At 63.0% G+C, this 18,822-nt stretch carries 16 protein-coding genes; 11 read left to right on the plus strand and 5 right to left on the minus strand.

Going from position 1 to position 18,822, the window contains the following annotated elements; genetic code table 11:
* The first annotated feature begins 77 nt into the window (after positions 1–77).
* The 5 genes from ettA (at position 78) to H351_RS13875 (ending at position 8,223) form a co-directional block, all read left to right on the plus strand.
* A complete protein-coding gene (gene ettA / locus H351_RS13855; RefSeq protein ID WP_007730925.1) occupies positions 78–1,757 on the plus strand; it encodes an energy-dependent translational throttle protein EttA in 1,680 nt (559 codons plus the stop codon).
* A gap of 4 nt (positions 1,758–1,761) precedes the next feature.
* Positions 1,762–2,181: an acyl-CoA thioesterase gene (locus H351_RS13860; RefSeq protein ID WP_019749099.1), complete on the plus strand. Its 420-nt coding sequence runs from the start codon at positions 1,762–1,764 to the stop codon at positions 2,179–2,181.
* A gap of 99 nt (positions 2,182–2,280) precedes the next feature.
* On the plus strand, positions 2,281–7,128 hold the full coding sequence (locus H351_RS13865) for an NAD-glutamate dehydrogenase (RefSeq protein ID WP_019749098.1): 4,848 nt from the start codon (positions 2,281–2,283) through the stop codon (positions 7,126–7,128).
* Complete coding sequence (locus H351_RS13870; RefSeq protein ID WP_029255682.1) at positions 7,125–7,544, plus strand: acyl-CoA thioesterase; 420 nt, start codon at positions 7,125–7,127, stop codon at positions 7,542–7,544. The genes H351_RS13865 and H351_RS13870 overlap by 4 nt, the downstream gene beginning before the upstream one ends.
* A complete protein-coding gene (locus H351_RS13875) occupies positions 7,537–8,223 on the plus strand; it encodes a DUF8010 domain-containing protein (RefSeq protein WP_020970006.1) in 687 nt (228 codons plus the stop codon). Before H351_RS13870 ends, H351_RS13875 begins: the two co-directional genes overlap by 8 nt.
* 66 nt (positions 8,224–8,289) lie before the next feature.
* Here H351_RS13875 and H351_RS13880 read toward each other — a convergent pair whose 3' ends face one another.
* The gene (locus H351_RS13880; protein WP_029255681.1) at positions 8,290–9,888 is read right to left on the minus strand and encodes a glycoside hydrolase family 13 protein; all 1,599 of its coding nucleotides are present in this window, start codon (positions 9,886–9,888) and stop codon (positions 8,290–8,292) included.
* Between the two features lie 106 nt (positions 9,889–9,994).
* On the opposite strand from H351_RS13880, the gene H351_RS13885 reads away from it, so the two are divergent.
* Positions 9,995–10,486 (plus strand): cupin domain-containing protein, encoded by a 492-nt coding sequence (locus H351_RS13885; RefSeq protein ID WP_019749095.1) that lies wholly within the window; start codon positions 9,995–9,997, stop codon positions 10,484–10,486.
* Positions 10,487–10,490: 4 nt separating this feature from the next.
* On the opposite strand, the gene H351_RS13890 is transcribed toward H351_RS13885, so the two are convergent.
* Positions 10,491–10,898, minus strand: coding sequence for a globin (locus H351_RS13890; protein WP_003944464.1), 408 nt, complete (start codon positions 10,896–10,898; stop codon positions 10,491–10,493).
* A 182-nt stretch (positions 10,899–11,080) separates the two neighbouring features.
* Here H351_RS13890 and H351_RS13895 point away from each other — a divergent pair, with 182 nt between their 5' ends.
* The 3 genes from H351_RS13895 (at position 11,081) to H351_RS13905 (ending at position 12,627) form a co-directional block, all read left to right on the plus strand.
* Positions 11,081–11,779 carry an HNH endonuclease gene (locus tag H351_RS13895; protein ID WP_020908239.1) on the plus strand — a complete coding sequence of 233 codons (699 nt, stop codon included), beginning with the start codon at positions 11,081–11,083 and terminating at the stop codon, positions 11,777–11,779.
* 118 nt (positions 11,780–11,897) lie between these two features.
* The gene (gene ctaJ / locus H351_RS13900) at positions 11,898–12,161 is read left to right on the plus strand and encodes an aa3-type cytochrome oxidase subunit CtaJ (protein WP_007730943.1); all 264 of its coding nucleotides are present in this window, start codon (positions 11,898–11,900) and stop codon (positions 12,159–12,161) included.
* On the plus strand, positions 12,148–12,627 hold the full coding sequence (locus H351_RS13905; RefSeq protein ID WP_019749092.1) for a DUF5130 domain-containing protein: 480 nt from the start codon (positions 12,148–12,150) through the stop codon (positions 12,625–12,627). The genes ctaJ and H351_RS13905 overlap by 14 nt, the downstream gene beginning before the upstream one ends.
* Positions 12,628–12,698: 71 nt before the next feature.
* Here H351_RS13905 and pepN read toward each other — a convergent pair whose 3' ends face one another.
* Together pepN and H351_RS13915 are read right to left on the minus strand one after the other, a co-directional pair.
* The gene (gene pepN / locus H351_RS13910; protein ID WP_029255680.1) at positions 12,699–15,278 is read right to left on the minus strand and encodes an aminopeptidase N; all 2,580 of its coding nucleotides are present in this window, start codon (positions 15,276–15,278) and stop codon (positions 12,699–12,701) included.
* 65 nt (positions 15,279–15,343) lie between these two features.
* On the minus strand, positions 15,344–16,579 hold the full coding sequence (locus H351_RS13915) for an NAD(P)/FAD-dependent oxidoreductase (protein ID WP_020908238.1): 1,236 nt from the start codon (positions 16,577–16,579) through the stop codon (positions 15,344–15,346).
* A gap of 166 nt (positions 16,580–16,745) precedes the next feature.
* Here H351_RS13915 and H351_RS13920 point away from each other — a divergent pair, with 166 nt between their 5' ends.
* On the plus strand, positions 16,746–17,369 hold the full coding sequence (locus H351_RS13920) for a DsbA family oxidoreductase (RefSeq protein ID WP_003944541.1): 624 nt from the start codon (positions 16,746–16,748) through the stop codon (positions 17,367–17,369).
* On the opposite strand, the gene H351_RS13925 is transcribed toward H351_RS13920, so the two are convergent.
* Positions 17,357–18,235, minus strand: a complete 879-nt coding sequence (locus H351_RS13925) for a M48 family metallopeptidase (RefSeq protein ID WP_021333424.1) — start codon at positions 18,233–18,235, stop codon at positions 17,357–17,359. The two genes, H351_RS13920 and H351_RS13925, sit on opposite strands and share 13 nt — an antisense overlap.
* Positions 18,236–18,335: 100 nt before the next feature.
* Here H351_RS13925 and H351_RS13930 point away from each other — a divergent pair, with 100 nt between their 5' ends.
* Complete coding sequence (locus H351_RS13930) at positions 18,336–18,809, plus strand: ribose-5-phosphate isomerase (RefSeq protein ID WP_003944571.1); 474 nt, start codon at positions 18,336–18,338, stop codon at positions 18,807–18,809.
* The last annotated feature ends 13 nt before the right edge of the window (positions 18,810–18,822 follow it).

Below are 18,822 nucleotides of genomic sequence, written 5' to 3' on the forward strand. Positions count from 1 at the left end.
TGTCCGCAGAACCCGGATCGGAGTGAGTGCCAACGCGCAATGTGGGTTATAGGACAAACACCGATAGGCTGGCGGTCATGGCTGAGTTCATTTACACGATGAAGAAGGTGCGCAAGGCGCACGGTGACAAGGTCATCCTCGATGACGTCACGATGAGCTTTTACCCCGGCGCGAAGATCGGTGTCGTCGGACCGAACGGCGCTGGTAAATCCAGCATCCTCAAGATCATGGCCGGACTGGACCAGCCGGGCAACGGCGAGGCATTCCTGGCTCCGGGCGCGACCGTCGGCATCCTCATGCAGGAGCCGGAGCTCGACGAGACCAAGACGGTTCGCGAGAACGTCGAGGACGGTCTCGGAGAGACGATGGTCCAGCTCAAGCGGTACAACGAGATCGCCGAGCTGATGGCCACGGATTACTCCGACGAGCTCATGGAAGAGATGGGCGAACTGCAGGAGAAGCTCGATCACGCAGACGCGTGGGAGATCGACTCGCAGCTCGAGCAGGCTATGGACGCCCTGCGCTGCCCCCCGCCGGAAGAGATGGTCACCCACCTCTCCGGTGGTGAGAAGCGACGCGTTGCGCTCTGCAAGCTGCTGCTGAGCAAGCCCGACCTCCTGCTCCTCGATGAGCCCACCAACCACCTCGACGCCGAATCTGTCCTGTGGCTCGAGCAGCACCTCGCTGCTTACCCCGGCGCAATCCTCGCCGTGACCCACGATCGTTACTTCCTCGATCACGTCGCGCAGTGGATCTGTGAAGTCGACCGCGGACGCCTGTACCCGTACGAGGGCAACTACTCCACCTACCTGGAGCAGAAGGCTGCACGCCTCGAAGTTGCCGGCAAGAAGGATCAGAAGCTGCAGAAGCGCCTCAAGGACGAGCTCGCATGGGTTCGTTCCGGCGCCAAGGCCCGCCAGGCCAAGAACAAGGCTCGTCTCGATCGCTACGAGGAAATGGCGAACGAAGCCGAGAAGACCCGCAAACTCGACTTCGACGAGATCCAGATCCCGGCACCGCCGCGCCTGGGTGACGTGGTCGTGGAGGTCTCGAACCTCGACAAGGGATTCGACGGCCGCGTGCTGATCAAGGATCTTTCGTTCACGTTGCCGCGCAACGGAATTGTCGGCGTCATCGGCCCCAACGGCGTCGGTAAGACGACGCTGTTCAAGACCATCGTCGGTCTCGAGGAGCCTGACGCCGGTGAGGTCAAGATCGGTCAGACGGTCAAGCTGTCCTACGTCGACCAGAACCGTTCCGGAATCGACCCCAAGAAGACGGTCTGGGAGACCGTGTCCGACGGGCTCGATTTCATCGTCGTCGGCCAGACCGAGTTCCCCTCGCGTGCGTACATCAGCTCGTTCGGTTTCAAGGGCCACGATCAGCAGAAGCCGGCCGGCGTCCTCTCCGGTGGTGAGCGCAACCGCCTGAACCTGGCGATGACGCTCAAGCAGGGCGGCAACCTGATCCTGCTCGATGAGCCCACCAACGACCTCGACGTCGAAACCCTCGGCTCGCTGGAGAACGCTCTCGAAGAGTTCCCCGGCTGCGCCGTCGTGATCTCGCACGATCGCTGGTTCCTGGACCGCACCTGTACCCACATCCTCGCGTGGGAAGGTGGCTTCGGCGACAACGAGGCAGCTTGGTACTGGTACGAGGGCAACTTCGAGGGCTACGAGGCGAACAAGGTCGAGCGACTCGGCCCCGACGCCGCACGCCCGCACCGCGTGACTCACCGCAAGCTCACCAGGGACTGATCCGGTGTCCGACGTATACACAGCGCAGATCCAGGTCCGGTGGGGCGATTCCGACCGGTTGGGTCACGTCAACAACACGCGTTACGTCGAGTACATGCAGGAAGCTCGCATCCAGTTCCTGGAAGCGAAACTGGCGCCGCTCGGCGGCCGACCGGGATACCTCGTGGTTCGAAAGATGACCATCGAGTTCCTCAAGCCGGTCACCGATCGGTCCGGTCCGTTGAACGTGGAGATCTTCACGACTCACGTCGGGACTTCCTCGTTCACGGTTCGGCACGTCATCCGTGACAACGCGGGTGTCGAATGCGCCTTCGGCGACGCGTTGATGGTCGGATTCGACACCGTGTCCGAAAAGTCCAGACCGCTGGCGGACAGCGAACGTGCGGTGCTCGAAGCATCGCTTGTTCAGATGACGACATCGTAGATTTCGTTTCTCAGTTCACCCTAGGTACTGGTTGCCGCGGCTAGTCTCGAGTCAGAGATTGGTCGCGGCGATCAGAACCCACAAGGATGTGAGCCAGGAATGACAGACCGTGTACGGCAGCAGGGCACAGGCCTCGACGAAGCGACGTTGTTGACGCGTCTTCGCGAGGCCTTTTTCACGCACATCGACGAGGGTGACAGCGACGATGTCATCAACGGTCGATCGGATCGAGTCCTGCTCGCGCATCTCGCGCTCGGGAGGCAGCGGACGCCAGGCACGGCCGTATGGCGTGTGTACCGCCCGTCAGGATCCGAGGGTCTCGGCGCTGCCGTCCAGATCGTCACCGACGACATGTCGTTGCTCGTCGAGTCCGTTACCGCGATGCTCAACCGACAAGGCGTGGGAATCAGTCAATTCGCCCATCCGATCCTGACGGTTGAACGTGACAACGCGGGCAATCTGATTTCCTTGGGCGACAGCGGTATCCAAGAATCCTGGATGCACGTCCAGTTGGACTCCGAAGTCGAGGATTCCGATCTCGACGCGATCGAAGCCCACCTCGGCAAAGTGCTCGCGGACGTCCGCCAGGTGGTTGGTGACACCCCGGACATGAAGGCACTGCAACTGCGCGTTGCCGACGAGTTGGAGAGTGCTGCAGAAACTGCCTCCGGGAGGATCACCCCCGAAGAATTCTCCGATACCGCTCGGCTGCTCCGGTGGATGGCGGACGGAAACTACGCCGTACTCGGATACCGGCGATTCGAGGGCACGAAGGACGGCTCGCGCACGGTCGCCGGCAGCGGGCTCGGCGTGCTGCGCTCCGACGCGGTCACCGAAGGCCCGATGAGTTTGCCTCCAGTTGCAGATCTCCCGGATCGACCGCTTCTGGTCCTGACGCAGGGATCGTTCCCCGCCACGGTGCACCGCGCTGTCTACCCGTACTTCGTGGGTGTCTCGATCCTCGACGACGAGGGAAACATCGTGGGGGAGCACAGATTCCTGGGTGTGTTCACCGTGGTCGCACTCCACGAGAACGTCCTCGCGATTCCTCTGATCGAGCGACGCGTCCGCGAAGTCATCGCGCGTGCCGGTGTCGACCTGCATTCGTACTCCGGGCAGGCGATGCTCGAGGTCATCCAGTCCTTCCCGCGCACCGAGTTGTTCTCGAGCGATGCCGAGACCTTGTTCGAGACCGTCCACGCCGTGCACAGCATCGGGCTGCGTCGACAGGTGCGACTCTTCGTCCGCGAGGACACGTTCGGACGGTTCGTATCCTGCTTGGTGTATCTGCCTCGCGACCGGTACACGACGCGGGTGCGACTGGCGATGCAAAACCTGTTGTGGCGCGAATTCGGCCCAGGCACAGTTGATTACACCGCCCGGGTTACCGAGAACGATCTTGCGCTGTTGCACGTGACGATCCGGCGCGATCCGGACAGTGAGCCGGTTCATCTGGATGTCTCCGAGGCCAACCGCGAGCGAGTTCAGGCCCTGCTGACCGAAGTCAGTCGTAGCTGGGACGACCGCATCAACGACCTTGTTCGCGACATTCCGGGTGTGGATCCGGAACTGGTGCAACGGTATTCGCGGGTACTTCCCGATGGATACAAGGAGGACTTCGAGCCGTCACGCGCGCTGGCCGACATCGCCAGGCTCGAGGCGTTGGCGCCAGGCGCGATCGACGTACTGCTCTATCGCGCTGTGGACTCCGCGCCCGGTGCCTGGCGCTTCACGCTCTTCGTCGGCGGCGACGGCATCTCGTTGAGTCAGGTGCTCCCCGTGCTGCAGTCACTCGGCGTCGAAGTTCTCGACGAGCGGCCGCACGTCGTGCAGCGACTCGACGGCGTTCAGTGCTGGATCTACGATTTCGGATTGTCGGTACCGGCGGACCTTCGGGCGTCGGTCGAGATCGACCTCGATGCGCAGGTGCCACTCGAGACCAGTACCGCCCCGCTGACCGAGGTCCAGAAGCGATTCACGGCTGCATTCGGTGCAGTCTGGTTCGGCCGGGCAGAAGCTGACCGATTCAACGAGTTGGTGCTGCGGGCCGGAATGTCCTGGCGGCAAGCCGTGGTGTTGCGTGCTTACGCAAAGTATTTGCGCCAGGCCACATTTCCGTACAGTCAGTTCCACATCGAAGGAATCGCGCTAACGCACCCGCAGACCGCGTTTGCATTGGTGCAGTTGTTCGAGGCGATGTTCGACCCCGAGAAACAGGACGACATTCGCGTCGCCGAATTGGACGAGCAGTTGCGTGCGTCCATCGACGAGGTACTCAGCTTGGATGCCGATCGCATTCTGCGTGGAATGTTCTCCTTGGTGAAGGCGACCTTGCGTACCAATTTCTACGTCGTCGACGCCGATGGCCGCTCTCGCGACTACCTGTCGGTCAAGCTCGATCCCTCACGGATCAGCGAGTTGCCCAAGCCGCGGCCGGCTTTCGAGATCTACGTGTACTCACCCGAGGTCGAAGGCGTCCACCTGCGATTCGGCGCAGTCGCGCGCGGCGGACTCCGCTGGTCCGACCGGCGCGAGGATTTCCGCACCGAGGTGCTCGGCTTGGTGAAGGCTCAGGCCGTCAAGAACGCGGTGATCGTCCCGGTCGGCGCCAAGGGCGGCTTCGTCGTGAAGAATCCGCCTCTGCCGACGGGTGATCCGGCCGCTGATCGAACGGCGACGCTGGAAACGGGCAAGGCCTGCTACACCACGTTCATCTCCGGATTGCTCGACATCACCGACAACGTGCACGCGGCCACCGGCGAAGTTGTGACGCCGGATCGAGTGGTGCGCAAGGACGATCAGGATCGCTACCTGGTGGTCGCCGCGGACAAGGGCACGGCGACGTTCTCGGATCTCGCGAATTCGGTTGCCGCCAAGTACGACTTCTGGCTCGGCGACGCGTTTGCCTCCGGTGGCTCCGTGGGATACGACCACAAGGGCATGGGAATCACCGCTCGCGGCGCCTGGGAAAGCGTCAAGCGGCACTTCCGCGAACTCGGGGTCGACACGCAGACGCAGGATTTCACGACGGTAGGCGTCGGCGACATGAGCGGAGACGTGTTCGGCAACGGAATGCTCCTCAGTCGGCACATCCGTCTGGTGGGCGCGTTCGACCATCGACACATCTTCCTCGATCCGAACCCGGATGCAGCGAGCTCGTTCGTCGAACGTCAACGACTTTTCGAGTTGCCACGGTCGTCGTGGGCCGACTACGACAAGAGCCTGATCAGTGAAGGTGGCGGCGTCTGGGACCGCACGGTCAAGTCGGTTCCGATCGCCGAAAGCGTCAGGATCGCACTGGGTCTGGCCGAGGGGGTCACGAAGCTCTCGCCGCCGGAATTGATGCAGGCGATTCTGTCGGCACCGGTGGATCTGCTGTGGAACGGCGGAATCGGTACATACGTCAAGGCTTCGACCGAGACGAACGCGCAGGTCGGAGACAAGAGCAACGACGCTGTGCGAGTCGACGGTCAAGACCTGCGGGTCAAGGTGATCGGTGAGGGCGGCAACCTCGGCGTGACTGCTCTGGGACGAATCGAGTTCAGCGCCAACGGCGGTCACATCAACACCGACGCCATCGACAACTCGGCCGGGGTCGACTGCTCCGATCACGAAGTGAACATCAAGATCCTTCTCGATTCGCTCGTGCGTTCGCAGTTACTGCCGACGCAAGAACGGAATCCGTTGCTGGCGTCGATGACCGACGACGTGGCGGCGTTGGTGTTGGCGGACAACATCGCCCAGAACGCGCTGCTCGGAATCTCCCGCGTGACGGCGCCGCAGATGCTCGGTGTTCACCGCCGTCAGTTGACGGATCTGACCAAGGCACGTGGCCTTGACCGCAAGCTCGAGGCGTTGCCGACCGACAAGGAGATCGAGCGTCGACTCGAGGCCGGTGTGGGTCTGACGTCGCCGGAATTGGCGACGCTGACGGCGCACGTCAAGCTTTCACTCAAGGACGATCTGCTCGCAACCGAGTTGCCGGACAACGATTTCTTCGCCCAGCAGATCCCGCAGTACTTCCCGACCGCTGTTCGCGATCGGTTCGAAACGGAGATCAAAGCACACCCATTGCGGCGGCAGATCGTCGCGACGATGCTCGTGAACGAAGTGATCGACAACGGCGGAATCACGTACGCCTACCGCCTGGCCGAGGAGACCGGAGCGAGCAGTACGGACTCGATCCGCGCGTACGCCGCTGTGCGAGAGGTCTTTGCGCTCGACGAGGTGTGGTCGCGAATCCGCTCGGCCGGCGTCAGTGCAGAGATCGAAAACGAGCTGATCGTGGAGTCATGCCGCTTGCTCGACCGCGCGTCGCGGTGGTTCCTGGCCAATCGGCCCCAGCCGATCGCGGTCGGCGCCGAAGTTGCGCGCTACTCGGCAGCGTATCGGGCGACGGCGCCGCTGGTTCCGGGGCTGCTCGCCGGCCACCAGCTCGACGATCTGCTCGTGCGCGCTCAATCCGTGATCGATCGCGGGGCTCCGGAAGCGTTGGCGCTGGACGTGTTCCGACTGCTCGACGTCTACTGCCTGCTCGACATCGCGGATATCGCCGACATCGCAGATCACGACATCACCGAAGTCGCGGAGCTGTACTACGCCTTGGACGCGCATCTGGGAATCGACTGGCTGCTGAGCGCGGTCTCGGGACTCGAGCGCGGCGATCGCTGGCACTCGCTTGCTCGGCTCGCGTTGCGAGACGACCTCTACAGTTCGCTGCGGCAGTTGACGATGGAGGTTCTGGCCGGCGGCGAGCCGGGGGAGTCGCCGCAGGAGAAGATCGACGAATGGGAATCGACCAACGCCTCGCGGCTGAGTCGGGCGAGGGCAGCTCTCGTCGAGATCTTCGAGTCTGGGACGCTTGACCTCGCGACGCTCTCGGTGGCGGCGCGGCAGGTTCGTAGCATGGTGCGCAGCATGGGCACCCGATCGGAGGTAGGACGTTGAGCGAAGGATTCCACGCCGAAGTTGTGGTTCGGTGGTCCGACATGGATGCCTTCCAGCACATCAACCACGCACGGATGGTGACGTTGCTCGAAGAGGCGAGGATTCCTTGGTTGTTCGAAGACTCGCGCCCGACGGTCACCCTGCGTGACGGGGCTGTGATTGCCGATCTCCATGTGCGGTACCGCGGGCAACTGCGGCACGAAGATTCACCGCTCGATGTCTTCATGTGGGTGGAAAAGGTTCGCGCGGTGGACTTCACCATCGCGTACGAGGTTCGCCCCCGCGGCGCCGATCTCAGCGTCCCGCCGTCCATCGTGGCATCGACTCAGATCGCGGCCTTCGATATCGACACTCAACGTCTGCGCCGCCTCAGCGGGCCCGAGCGGGAGTACCTGGAGAGCTGGCAACGTGCATGAACGTGTCCTGACCGTGCCCGAGGAGGCCGAGCGAAAGAACTTGGCCGGCTTCATCGGTCACGCCTTGCGTTTGGACGAGTCCGCGGTCATCCGAATGCGTCGACGCGGCGATGCGCACCTGAGCGTCTGGGCGTCAACGGGTTTCGACGCTCTGGCGACGCGAACCGTGGCGGGCACCATCAACCCTGACGACACGTCGGCTGCCGGCGATCAGTTGCTCTCGGCGGTGGAGCAGGCAACAAGTGAGCTGATCGATCCGGGGTTCGCCATGGATTCGGCGTGGCGTGGGGCGTTGCCGCCGATGGACGGCTTCGAGCACCTGGACGACGTACCCGCCCGGGTGTTGATCGAACTGGCGCAGCGGGGCAACGCCTTGGCGCTCGAGCATGGAAGTAGTCACGGTCCGCCGGCGTCGTTGCTCGATCAGGACGTGCTCGAGGTCAGTGGTCCGTCAGGCACGGTCGGGATCTCGATGCGAGTTATTTTTGCCCTGACCGCAATGGGATTCGTTCCGCACGCCGGATCCGAAGCGATGACTGCGGACATCGATCTCGAACAGATCGACGCGTCGGAACTGGTTCGGGTGCGGGCGAGTAGATCGTGGGTGCGCCTCGATGCACGGTTTGGTTCGATCTACCGTCACCGCGGTGGTTCGATACCGCTGATGGTTGCGCGGTAGGAGTTCAGGCGACGGCCACCACCAGCGCGATGGGGCCGCCGCCTGACGACGTGCGAGAGTGTTCGGTCAGATCAGCCACGCCGCAGCGTTGACGGGCAACTGACCGTCGACGAGTGGTGCGCTGCTCAACAGCAGCTGCCCGCTCGGCAGTGCGATCGGCACCTCCGTGGTGTTGAGAGCACAGATCAGACCGCCGCGTCGACGGAAAGCGAGGCAGCCGGGGGGACTGCCGTACCAATCGATGTCGGTGCCGGAAAACTCCGGCCTGGCGCTACGAAGTTCGAGGGCGGCGCGATACAGCGAGAGCATCGAGTCCACATCCTCGATCTGAGCCTCCACGGTGAGCGTCGACCACTCGGCCGGCATCGGCAGCCAGGTGCTCGCACCGGTGGTGAATCCGAAAGGCGGCTCGGTTCCTTCCCAGGGAAGGGGCACTCGACAGCCGTCGCGTCCTCTCTCGGCATGCCCGGATCGTTCCCAGACCGGGTCCTGTAGTGCATCGTCGGGCAGGTCGACGTTCGGCAGGCCGAGTTCGGCTCCGTTGTAGATGAAGCTCGCGCCCGGAAGCGCCAACTCGACGAGGATCATCGCCCGTGCGCGTTGCGTTCCGATCTCGCCCCCGCCGTAGCGCGTGACTTCACGTTCGACGTCGTGATTCGACAGTGTCCACGTGGGCACACCCCCGACCTCGGCGACGGCCGCGAGGGAGTTCTCCACGGCCTCTCGGACGGACTCGGCGGAGAATTCGGTTTCTGCAAGCCGGAAGTTGAATCCGAGATGCAGTTCGTCTGGCCGGATGTATTCGCCGAACTTCTGGTTGTCCTTCACCCAGATCTCGCCGACGGTCATCGCCTCCGGGAACTCGTCCATGACCTTGCGGATGCCGCGGTGGATTTCGTGAACTGCCGGATTGTTGAACCGCGGGTCGTCGTCGGAATTGCGCATGAGCTCGTTGAGCTCCCAGTCGTGGTCCGGCAAACCGTCGGGCTTGGCCATTCCGTGGGCCACGTCGATGCGGAATCCGTCGATTCCGCGCTCGAGCCAGAAGCGCAGAGTCTTGGCGAGGTCGTCGAAGACCTCGGGGTTGTCCCAGTTCAGGTCCGGCTGTTCCTTGGCGAAGATGTGCAGGTACCACTGGCCGGGTGTTCCGTCGGCTTCGGTGACGCGGGTCCATGCCGGGCCGCCGAAGATGCTCGGCCAGTTGTTCGGCGGTTCGTTGCCGTTTTCACCTTTGCCGTCTCGGAAGATGTAGCGGGATCGCTCCGCAGAACCGGGCGCCGACGCCAGGGCTGCCTTGAACCACTCGTGCTGATCACTCGTGTGGTTCGGGACCAGGTCCATGGTGACCTTGATTCCGCGCTCGTGGGCTGACGTGATCAGCGAATCCATCGTCGCCAGATCACCGAACAGGGGATCGATGTCGCGAGGATCCGAGACGTCGTAGCCGTGGTCTGCCATTGGTGACTTCATCACCGGGCTCAACCAGATCGCGTCGATGCCGAGCAGTTCGAGGTAGCCGAGTTTCTCCTCGACTCCGCCGAGGTCGCCGATACCGTCACTGCCCGAATCGGCAAAGGAACGCGGATAGATCTGATAGAAGACCGCCTCGTTCCACCACGGGGCTTCGGGCCGGCTTACAGAGGACGAATCCGCGGGGGTGCTCACAGCAGTTCATAGTGCCAAACGTCTGGCACTCTCACGACTTGGACACGGCAAAAGCGTGACTCTTTACCTAGCCTTGGTGTACTTTGCATTTACGCGGTGACTCCATGTGGCAACTTTGGTGTTACTGCCGGGGGAGAAGTATCGAGAATTCAACCAAGGGGGCTTGGCCTTGACTTTGTCGGCAATCGAAGCGGTCAGTTTGGATCACGTACTGCTCGACGATGATCCGATCAACCGTGACTGGATAATCTTCGGCACACCGGTTGCACGGTCGGCGCAATGGTCGGCGAGTAAAGACGGGACCACGACTACGCACGTCTGGGATTGCACGAAGGGGCGCTTCCGCTGGTACTTCCATGCGGACGAAATCGTGCACATCATCGAAGGGTCGGTCACCGTTCAGGGCGACGGAATCGCGAAACGAACCCTGGGCGTCGGCGATGCCGCACTCTTCCGGGCGGGCAGCTGGTCGGAGTGGGAGGTCGAAGAGTACGTGCGCAAGCACGCAATCTTGAGTTCTCCGCTACATCCCACGGTGTCGTTCGGGGTACGAGCGGCCCGCCGGATCGCGCGTGTGTTCAGGCCGAAGGCGAAGTAAACGGTCAGATGGCGGAGTTCACCATGGACGCAGCAGCCATCTCCATGTAGTCGATCAACTGCTTGCGGTGCACCGGGCTCAGGGTCTTCTCGTCGATGGACGCGATGGCGACGTGCATGCACCGAAGCCACGCATCACGCTCGATCGGGCCGATCACGAAAGGATTGTGGCGCATCCGCAGACGCGGGTGCCCACGCTCCTCCGAGTACGTGTGCGGCCCGCCCCAGTACTGCTCGAGGAACATCCGCATCCGCCGCTCGGCCGGACCGAGATCGGCCTCGGGGTAGAGCGGGCGCACAACCTCGTCCTTCGCGACTTCTTCGTAGAATCGCGCGGTGAGCTTGTGAAACGTCTCGGCTCCGCCGACGGCGTCGTAGAAGGTCTGCTGCACGTCGTGCTGTACGTCATTCATGGCAAGTTCCATTGTGCCTGACGGCCGTAGTGGTCGGTTTCCGGGTCGACGACGGTTGCATCGGGTCGGAATGCGTACCCATTCACCGGAAATTCACCGGCCGTCCTGGCAATTTTGTTCGAAATGGGAGTGCGTAACGCGATCATCCGTGGTCAACTTGGGGGCAGTCTCCCGGAGGTCGTATGAAGAACCGACATGCTGCACGCAATCACCGACAACTCCAGCCCACTAGCGCGCGGAACGACCACGCGTTAGGGGCTGTTCTGGAAGTTGTTCCTGACGGGTTCGCGCACACTGCTGACCCACTCTTTTCCGAAGAGCATTCTCACCTCGAGATGTTCCCTCCCGATCGCGTTGTGCCCGAGTGGGTAAAACGTCGGGTGCTACTGCTCAACGTCACGTACGAACCGCTGACCGCCCTTCCTGCCAGGCGCGCGGTCGTACTGATGGCCTGCGGCAAGGCCGATACCGTCCACGAGGACGAACAGGGCCCGGTAGTCCATTCTGCGGACTGGTCGGTGCAGGTTCCCTCGGTCATTCGATTGCGCACCTATGTGCGCGTTCCGTATCGCGCCCGCATCCCCATGACCCGTGCCGCACTGATGCATCGTGACCACTTCCGATGTGCGTACTGCGGAGCCAAAGCCGAAACCATCGACCACGTCGTTCCTCGCAGCAGAGGTGGCGGGCATTCGTGGGAGAACTGCGTCGCGTGCTGTGCCCCCTGCAATCACCGCAAGGCCGACAAGATGCTCAGCGAACTCGGATGGACTCTCCGTGCGGAATTGGTTCCCCCGTCCGGTCCGCATTGGCGTCTGCTCGCGGCGACCAAGGAATTGCATCCGGCGTGGATGCCGTATCTCGGCGTGGGCGCAGCCTGAGCTATGTGTCGGCGTGGGCGCAGCCTGAGCGGCGTTCTGTCGTCACGGAAACGAAATTGCCCGAGAATTTGTGGCCCTGACGCTTTCCTTCCTGGCGTTCTGGGCTACGTTATCTGGTGTGAGCATTCTCGAGGTAGTACTGATATACGTTGGGATTCCGGCCTTGATCACCGCGTTCTTCGCGGCTGCGTCCTTCCTCGGGAAGAAGACGCCGGGACCGGTTCCGCCGGCGTTCCATCTCGGTGAGTCGTGGGATCACGCTCCCGTGCTGTGGAGTGCTGTCGACGAAGTCACCGTTCGCGGTGGCCATCACGGCAGTGCACACGCAATCGAAGCCGGTTCGGCTGATCTGATCGGAGGGTCCGCAAGTGGCAAGTGGTGATCATTCGACCGCGCTCGCAGTAGCGCCCGAGGACCTGCCCGTCGGCAGCGTCGTCACGTCCAGCGGACGCGTTTCCGGTGTGCACCGCATCGGCGAGCCGTTCACCGACGATCTTCCGTTCGAGACCATGGATCTGGTCGCGCTCGACGTCGCGATGACCGAAGCGACGCGGGCCACCAAGGTGCGATTCAACGCCTACATCGGTGATCTCGGTTCTGATCCGGCAGCGGGTGCCGACGCACTGTTCCCGACCACGCCCGAAGCCGAGCGTTCCGTGCTGATCGCCGTCTCGCCCAACCAGCGCACCGTCGAGGTACGCAGCGGGCGGGCAATCGCCGATCGGGTCACTGATCGCGTTACCCAGCTCGGAGCAACGGCAGCTGTTGCATCCTTCAGTGAAGGCAACCTGATCGACGGACTGATCAGTGCCATCCGCGTTATGGCAGCCGCAATTTCAGCGCCGTAACTGTTTGTCAGACACAGGCCGGTGCCCGCGTCGATTCGTGAGAATCGACGCGGGCACCGGCCTTTCGCATGTCAGCTCGCGTCGAACTTTCGTGCTGCGAGTGAACGAACCACACCAGCCTGGCCTTCGACGACCAGACGACGTAACGCGGGAGGGATGTCGCCTTCGAGGAATCGGTCTGCCGCCGCGACGGATTCTGCGGAGATCGACCACGCCGGGTAGAGCCCGATGACGACGGTCTGTGCCACTTCGCTCGAGCGTCGTTCCCACACCGCCGCGATGTCGGCGAAGTAGCGGGAGACGAAGGGTTCGAGCAATTCGTCCTGGCCTTCGCGAGCGAACCCGCCGATGATCGATCGTGCGGTGATGTTGGGCACCGAGTCGTCGCCGACGACCTTCCCCCAGACCTCTTCCTTGACAGCGGCCTGCGGACGTCCGGCCGCGGCCGCCGCGGCTTGACGAGCGCCCGCAGCGGTCGGGTCACGCTGGGCTTCGGCGTCGATGAACGGAGTTGCGGTTCCTTCAGCGTCGATCTCACCGGCAGCTGCCAGTGCCCCGACGATGCGCCAGCGCAGGTCCGTGTCGACGATCAGGCCGTCGAGCCCAACGGTGGAGGGATCGGCGTCGAGCAATTCGCGCAGTACCTCGGTGTGCCACGGGGAGAGTGCTGCACCGGTGAGTGCGTTGACGAATGCCAGCTGGTGGTCGGACCCGGCCTCTGCCTCACGTGCGAGTTCGAGCAACCGATTGGCGAAGCTCGCCGCGCCTTCGGCCTCGGCCCAGGCCGGATCTGCGTAGGAGCCGATGGCGGTTTGGGCTTGGAGCAAGAGACGTTGCACCACACCGACTTCGGTCTCCGAACTGATGCCGCGCTCGACCAGTGCGACGAAGTCGCGTGCCTTCAGTTCGGCCTGACGGGTCATTTCCCACGCCGCCGACCAGACCAGGGTGCGGGGGAGTGAGTCGGTGATGTCGCCGACCCGCTCGATCGCCGTCGCCAAAGATTTGGGATCGAGTCGCACGGAGCCGTAGGTGAGATCGTCGTCGTTGACCAACACGAGTGCACCGCGGGCGACGCCGACAAGTTCGGGGACGTCCGTGCTTTCCACAGCATCGAGGTCGAGTTCGACGCGATGGCTTCGCACCAACTTGCCGTCGACGTCGTCGTAGATGCCGATGGCGATCCGGTGGATTCGCCGCTCGCCGGCGCCTGGTGCCGCACCGTCCTGCAGGACGGCGAAGCGGGTGAACTTTCCGTCTGCGTCGACATCGAAGTCGGGGCGCAGGATGTTCAAACCGGTGGTCTTGAGCCACTGTCGACCCCAGTCGGAAAGGTCACGGCCCGAGGACTTTTCGAGTGAGCCCAGCAGATCGTCGAATGTTGCGTTTCCGAATGCATGCTCACGGAAGTACTCACGCAGTCCGGCGAGGAACGGCTCGAGTCCGACGTATGCGACCAACTGTTTGAGGACGCTGGCGCCCTTCGCGTAGGTGATGCCGTCGAAGTTGACCTCGACGGCAGCCAGGTCCGGAATGTCCGCGGCAATCGGGTGCGTCGACGGCAACTGATCCTGGCGGTATGCCCACGACTTCTCGACGTTGGCGAACGTCGTCCAGGCGTTCGTGTACTCCGTGGCCTCGGTCTGGCACAGGACCGAAGCGAAGGTCGCGAACGACTCGTTGAGCCACAGGTCGTCCCACCACGCCATCGTGACGAGGTCGCCGAACCACATGTGCGCCATTTCGTGCAGCACCGTTTCGGCACGACGCTCGTAGGAGTAGCGGGTCACCTTGGACCGGAAGACGTAGTCCTCGAGGAAGGTCACGGCGCCGGCATTCTCCATCGCGCCCGCATTGAATTCGGGGACGAAGAGCTGGTCGTACTTGCCGAAGGCATAGGGAACACCGAAGTTGCGGTGGTAGAAGTCGAATCCCTGCTTGGTCTCGGTGAAGAGCCGCTCCTCGTCCATGAACTCGGCCAGCGAAGCGCGGCAGAAGATTCCGAGCGGGATGTCGCCGTGCTCGTCGGAGTAGTTGTCGGTCCACTGCGCGTAGGGACCGGCGATGAGCGCCACCAGGTACGTGCTCATCTTCGGGGTGGTCCGGAAAACGTGCTTGCCGGGATCGGCGGCAAGGGTCTCGACGACCGCGGAGTTGGAGATGACCTTCCACGACGTGGGAGCGGTGACGTGGATGTCGAACGTGGCCTTCAGATCGGGCTGATCGAAGCACGCGAACATGCGCTTGGCGTCAGCCGTCTCGAACTGTGAGTAGAGGTAGACGGCGTCATCGGTCGGGTCGACGAATCGGTGCAGTCCCTCGCCGGTGTGGGAGTAGATGCAATCGGCCTCGATGACCAACTCGTTGTCGGCAGCGAGGTCGGGAAGGCTGATGCCCGTCGACTCGTCGTAGTCGGAGACGTCGAGTGCGGTGCCGTTGAGGACCGCGGAATGGACTCGGGCCGCGACGATGTCGACGAAGCTGCTTGCTCCGGCCGTAGCCGTGAACGTGACGGTGGTCTTCGAAGAGAACGTCTCCTCGCCCGGTGCGTCGTTGCCGTCGGTGAGATCGAGTTCGATCAGATAGTTCTCGACGGTCAGGATTGCTGACCGTTGCGCTGCGGTTTCGCGTGTCAGGTTCGGTGCGACCACAAAGATCTCCTCGTAGATGGTGCGGATCTATTACGTCCATCCCATCACGAAGAGAACGGCTTTACTCAAGCGGACACTTCTGCCAGCGGAATCTCCGGATCGGCCAGCCGCTCCGGATCGACAGGACGCGAAGAGGCGACCAATTCCTTGATGGCGTCACCGGCATCCCAGATGTTCACGTTCATGCCGGCGAGCACCTTGTTCGCGGAATCGAGCCAGAAGGCCAGGAACTCGCGCTTGTCGACGTCGCCGCGCGTGACGACACGGGAGTAGCCGCCGTGCGGTGCGTGACCCACGTATTCCATCCCGAGGTCGTACTGATCGGTGAAGAAATACGGCATGCGCACGTACTCGGCGGGCCGACCCAACATGGTGTCTGCGGCCGTCTCGGGTTGGTTGAGTGCGTTTGCCCAGTGCTCCACCCGAATTCGTGCATTCAGAATCGGATGCTGTGCGGCCGCGATGTCGCCTACTGCAACGACGTCGGGGTCGCTGCTCTGCAGACCGGCGTCGACGAGAACTCCGTTGTCGACGTCGATACCCGCCTCCGACGCCAACTCGGTGTTCGGCAACGCGCCGACAGCAATCAACACGGCGTCGGCCGGAATCACGGTGCCGTCGCTCAAAGTGACGCCGGCGGCGTGATCGCCGTCGACAGAGATTGCGCTGACGTCCGTGCCAGTGCGCAAGTCGACGCCGTTCTGGCGGTGCAGAGCGGCGAAGACCTCACCCATTTCCGGGCCGAGGGTCGATTCGAGCGGAAGGCCGGCATGCTCGAGCACGGTGACGTCGACGTCGAAACCGCGAGCCGACGCGGCAATTTCGAGACCGATCCAGCCGGCACCGATCACGACGAGCTTCTTGTCGGCGGCCAGGGTGCGCAGTAGCGCAGCGGCTTGATCGACTGTTCGCACGTAGTGAACGCCCTCGGCGTCGGACCCCGGGATGTCGAGGCGCCGCGAACGTGAGCCGGTGGCCAAGGCGAGCTTGTCGTAGCTGATCGTGGAACCGTCCGGAAGTGACACGGTGTGCGCAGCGGGGTCGATGGCCGTTGCCGTCGTTCCCGGACGAAGATCGATGTGATGGTCGCGGAACCACTCGCCGTCGTGGACGGTGAATTCGGGGAGTGTCTTCTTGCCTGCGAAGAACTCTTTCGACAGCGGCGGCCGCTCGTACGGAAGGTGGTCTTCTTCGCTCAATACGGTGATCTCACCGTCGAAATCTCTGTCACGCAGGGCTTCTGCGATCTTTGCGCCCGCGAGCCCGCCGCCGACGATCACGAATCTCCGGTTGGTGCTCATTACTGAACCACTCCTTCGTACTCGTTTCTTTTCGACACTACTGCGATCGGAAGGTGGTCCGGGGGAAAGCGCGGGAAGGATTGCGGGTTCATGATTGTTGGCAGAACGGGAGTATGTCCCCGAACTGATAGAACCTGACCGACATGAACTGATAGGGAGTTTCTTCGTGAGCGCAACCTCGAGTAAGACCACGGACACTGCTGACTTCTGGTTCGACCCGCTCTGCCCGTGGTGCTGGATCACCTCGCGCTGGATTCTCGAGGCCCAGCAGGTACGCGACATCGAGGCCAAGTTCCACGTGATGAGCCTTGCGGTTCTCAACGAGGGCCGCGACCTCCCCGACGAGTACCGCGAGATGATGACCAAGGCCTGGGGCCCGGTCCGCGTCGCTATCGCTGCAGCGCAGCTGAAGGGTGACGAGATCCTGCTGCCGCTGTACACGGCCATGGGTACGAAGATTCACAACGAGGGCAACAAGGACTTCGCCGACGTCATCAAGTCGTCGCTCGCCGAGGTCGGACTGCCGCCCGAACTGGCCGAGGCTGCCGACACCGACAAGTACGACGAGGCACTGCGTGAGAGCCACCACAAGGGCATGGACGCCGTCGGACCCGACGTCGGAACCCCGACGATCCATGTCAACGGCGTGGCGTTCTTCGGTCCCGTGCTGTCACGTATCCCGCGCGGCGAGGATGCAGGCAAGGTGTGGGACGGCGCCGTCGCGCTGGCCGGCTACCCGCACTTCTTCGAGCTCAAGCGGACCCGCAACGAGGATCCTCAGTTCGACTGAGCGGTAGTGAGCGCCGGATTTCGGTAGAGCTGACCGGGCCGGAAGAACAGATGCCCTGAGTGCGTGCGGTTGCGAAGCGCGGCCGCACGCCAGGTCAGCACCGGATGCGACGACAAGATGTTGACGAACCACGGGAAGAAACCGGATTCGAGTGTCGCGCGATCGGCGAGTTCGTCGAACCCGACCAGACCCACGAGATACTTTCCGGCGCCGAGGACACCCATCGCGCCCGGTGCGCCCTGTGGGCGCATGTGAAAACCGAAGTTGTCTGCCGTGTACTCCATGGAACGCGACAGCGAAGACCCGATCACCGGAATGTAGTTCGACGCGAACTGTCCCCACTGGCGCCAGTACGACGCATGCCCAGCAGCGATGTGGCCGACCTCGTGACCGATGATGAATGCGAGCGCATCGGGCTCGCGGGCCTGCCCACCGACCTCGAACAGGTCGCTGTAGACGACGACGAAACGCCGAAATCCGTGCCCTGACGCAAATGCGTTGATCCGTCCGTTCCCCAGCACGACGTAGGCATCCGGCGGAGTTTTCATGCCGAACCGTGCCGCGGCCTCGGCAACCAGCTGATACCCCTCCGGAAATTGCGAAGGCGTCATCTTGATTCCGTTGACCTGCTGCGATCCGTACAGCTGACCTCGCGCGAGGAACAGCAGGATCGGAGCCGCGAGCACCACGAGGATCCACGTCGACAGATCACCCGCAGCGATCAGAACGATCGCCACCACATAGGTGACGACTGTCGTCAGAACGGCGAGCACGAGTAGCGGGATTTCCCACGGGTGGCGAACCGCGTCACTGCCTGGTGACACACGAACGGCGGGTGCAGCGGCCTGGCCGTTGACGGGGTACATGGGCACCACGATAGGTGCGCTCGCGCGGCGATGCGTGTTCCTGAAAGTGTGACGTCGACCCGGGTGCGCCCGGCTGGTCGGGCCTGAGAGAATTGTCGCCATGCGCGTATACCTGGGTGCCGACCATGCCGGATTCGAACGTAAGAACGAGATCATCGAACACCTGAAAGCGAACGGCCACGAGGCTATCGACTGTGGTGCTCACGAGTACGACGCCGTGGACGACTACCCGGCATTCTGCATCGAAGCCGCAAAGCGCGTCGTTGCCGACGAGGGCAGCCTGGGAATCGTCCTGGGTGGCAGTGGCAACGGTGAGCAGATCGCCGCGAACAAGGTTCCCGGCGCACGGTGCGCTCTCGCTTGGAGCGTCGAAACGGCGAAGCTGGCCCGCGAGCACAACAACGCTCAGCTGATCGGCATCGGTGGACGTATGCATTCCCTCGAGGAGTCACTCGCCATCGTCGACGCTTTCCTCGCCACCGCATGGTCGGGTGAAGAGCGTCATCAGCGTCGTATCGACATCTTGTCCGAGTACGAGAAGACCGGCGTCGCACCGGCTCTGCCGCAAGCCTGATCCGAAAGTTGTT

The sequence above is a fragment of the Rhodococcus erythropolis R138 genome (assembly GCF_000696675.2).
Lineage (GTDB): Bacteria > Actinomycetota > Actinomycetes > Mycobacteriales > Mycobacteriaceae > Rhodococcus_F > Rhodococcus_F erythropolis.

Coding starts and splice junctions, on each gene's coding strand:
- ettA (WP_007730925.1), top strand. CDS start 78: ATGGCTGAGTTCATTTACACGATGAAGAAGGTGCGCAAGGCGCACGGT.
- H351_RS13865 (WP_019749098.1), top strand. CDS start 2,281: ATGACAGACCGTGTACGGCAGCAGGGCACAGGCCTCGACGAAGCGACG.
- H351_RS13890 (WP_003944464.1), bottom strand. CDS start 10,898: ATGAATGACGTACAGCACGACGTGCAGCAGACCTTCTACGACGCCGTC.
- H351_RS13895 (WP_020908239.1), top strand. CDS start 11,081: ATGAAGAACCGACATGCTGCACGCAATCACCGACAACTCCAGCCCACT.
- H351_RS13915 (WP_020908238.1), bottom strand. CDS start 16,579: ATGAGCACCAACCGGAGATTCGTGATCGTCGGCGGCGGGCTCGCGGGC.
- H351_RS13925 (WP_021333424.1), bottom strand. CDS start 18,235: ATGTACCCCGTCAACGGCCAGGCCGCTGCACCCGCCGTTCGTGTGTCA.
- H351_RS13930 (WP_003944571.1), top strand. CDS start 18,336: ATGCGCGTATACCTGGGTGCCGACCATGCCGGATTCGAACGTAAGAAC.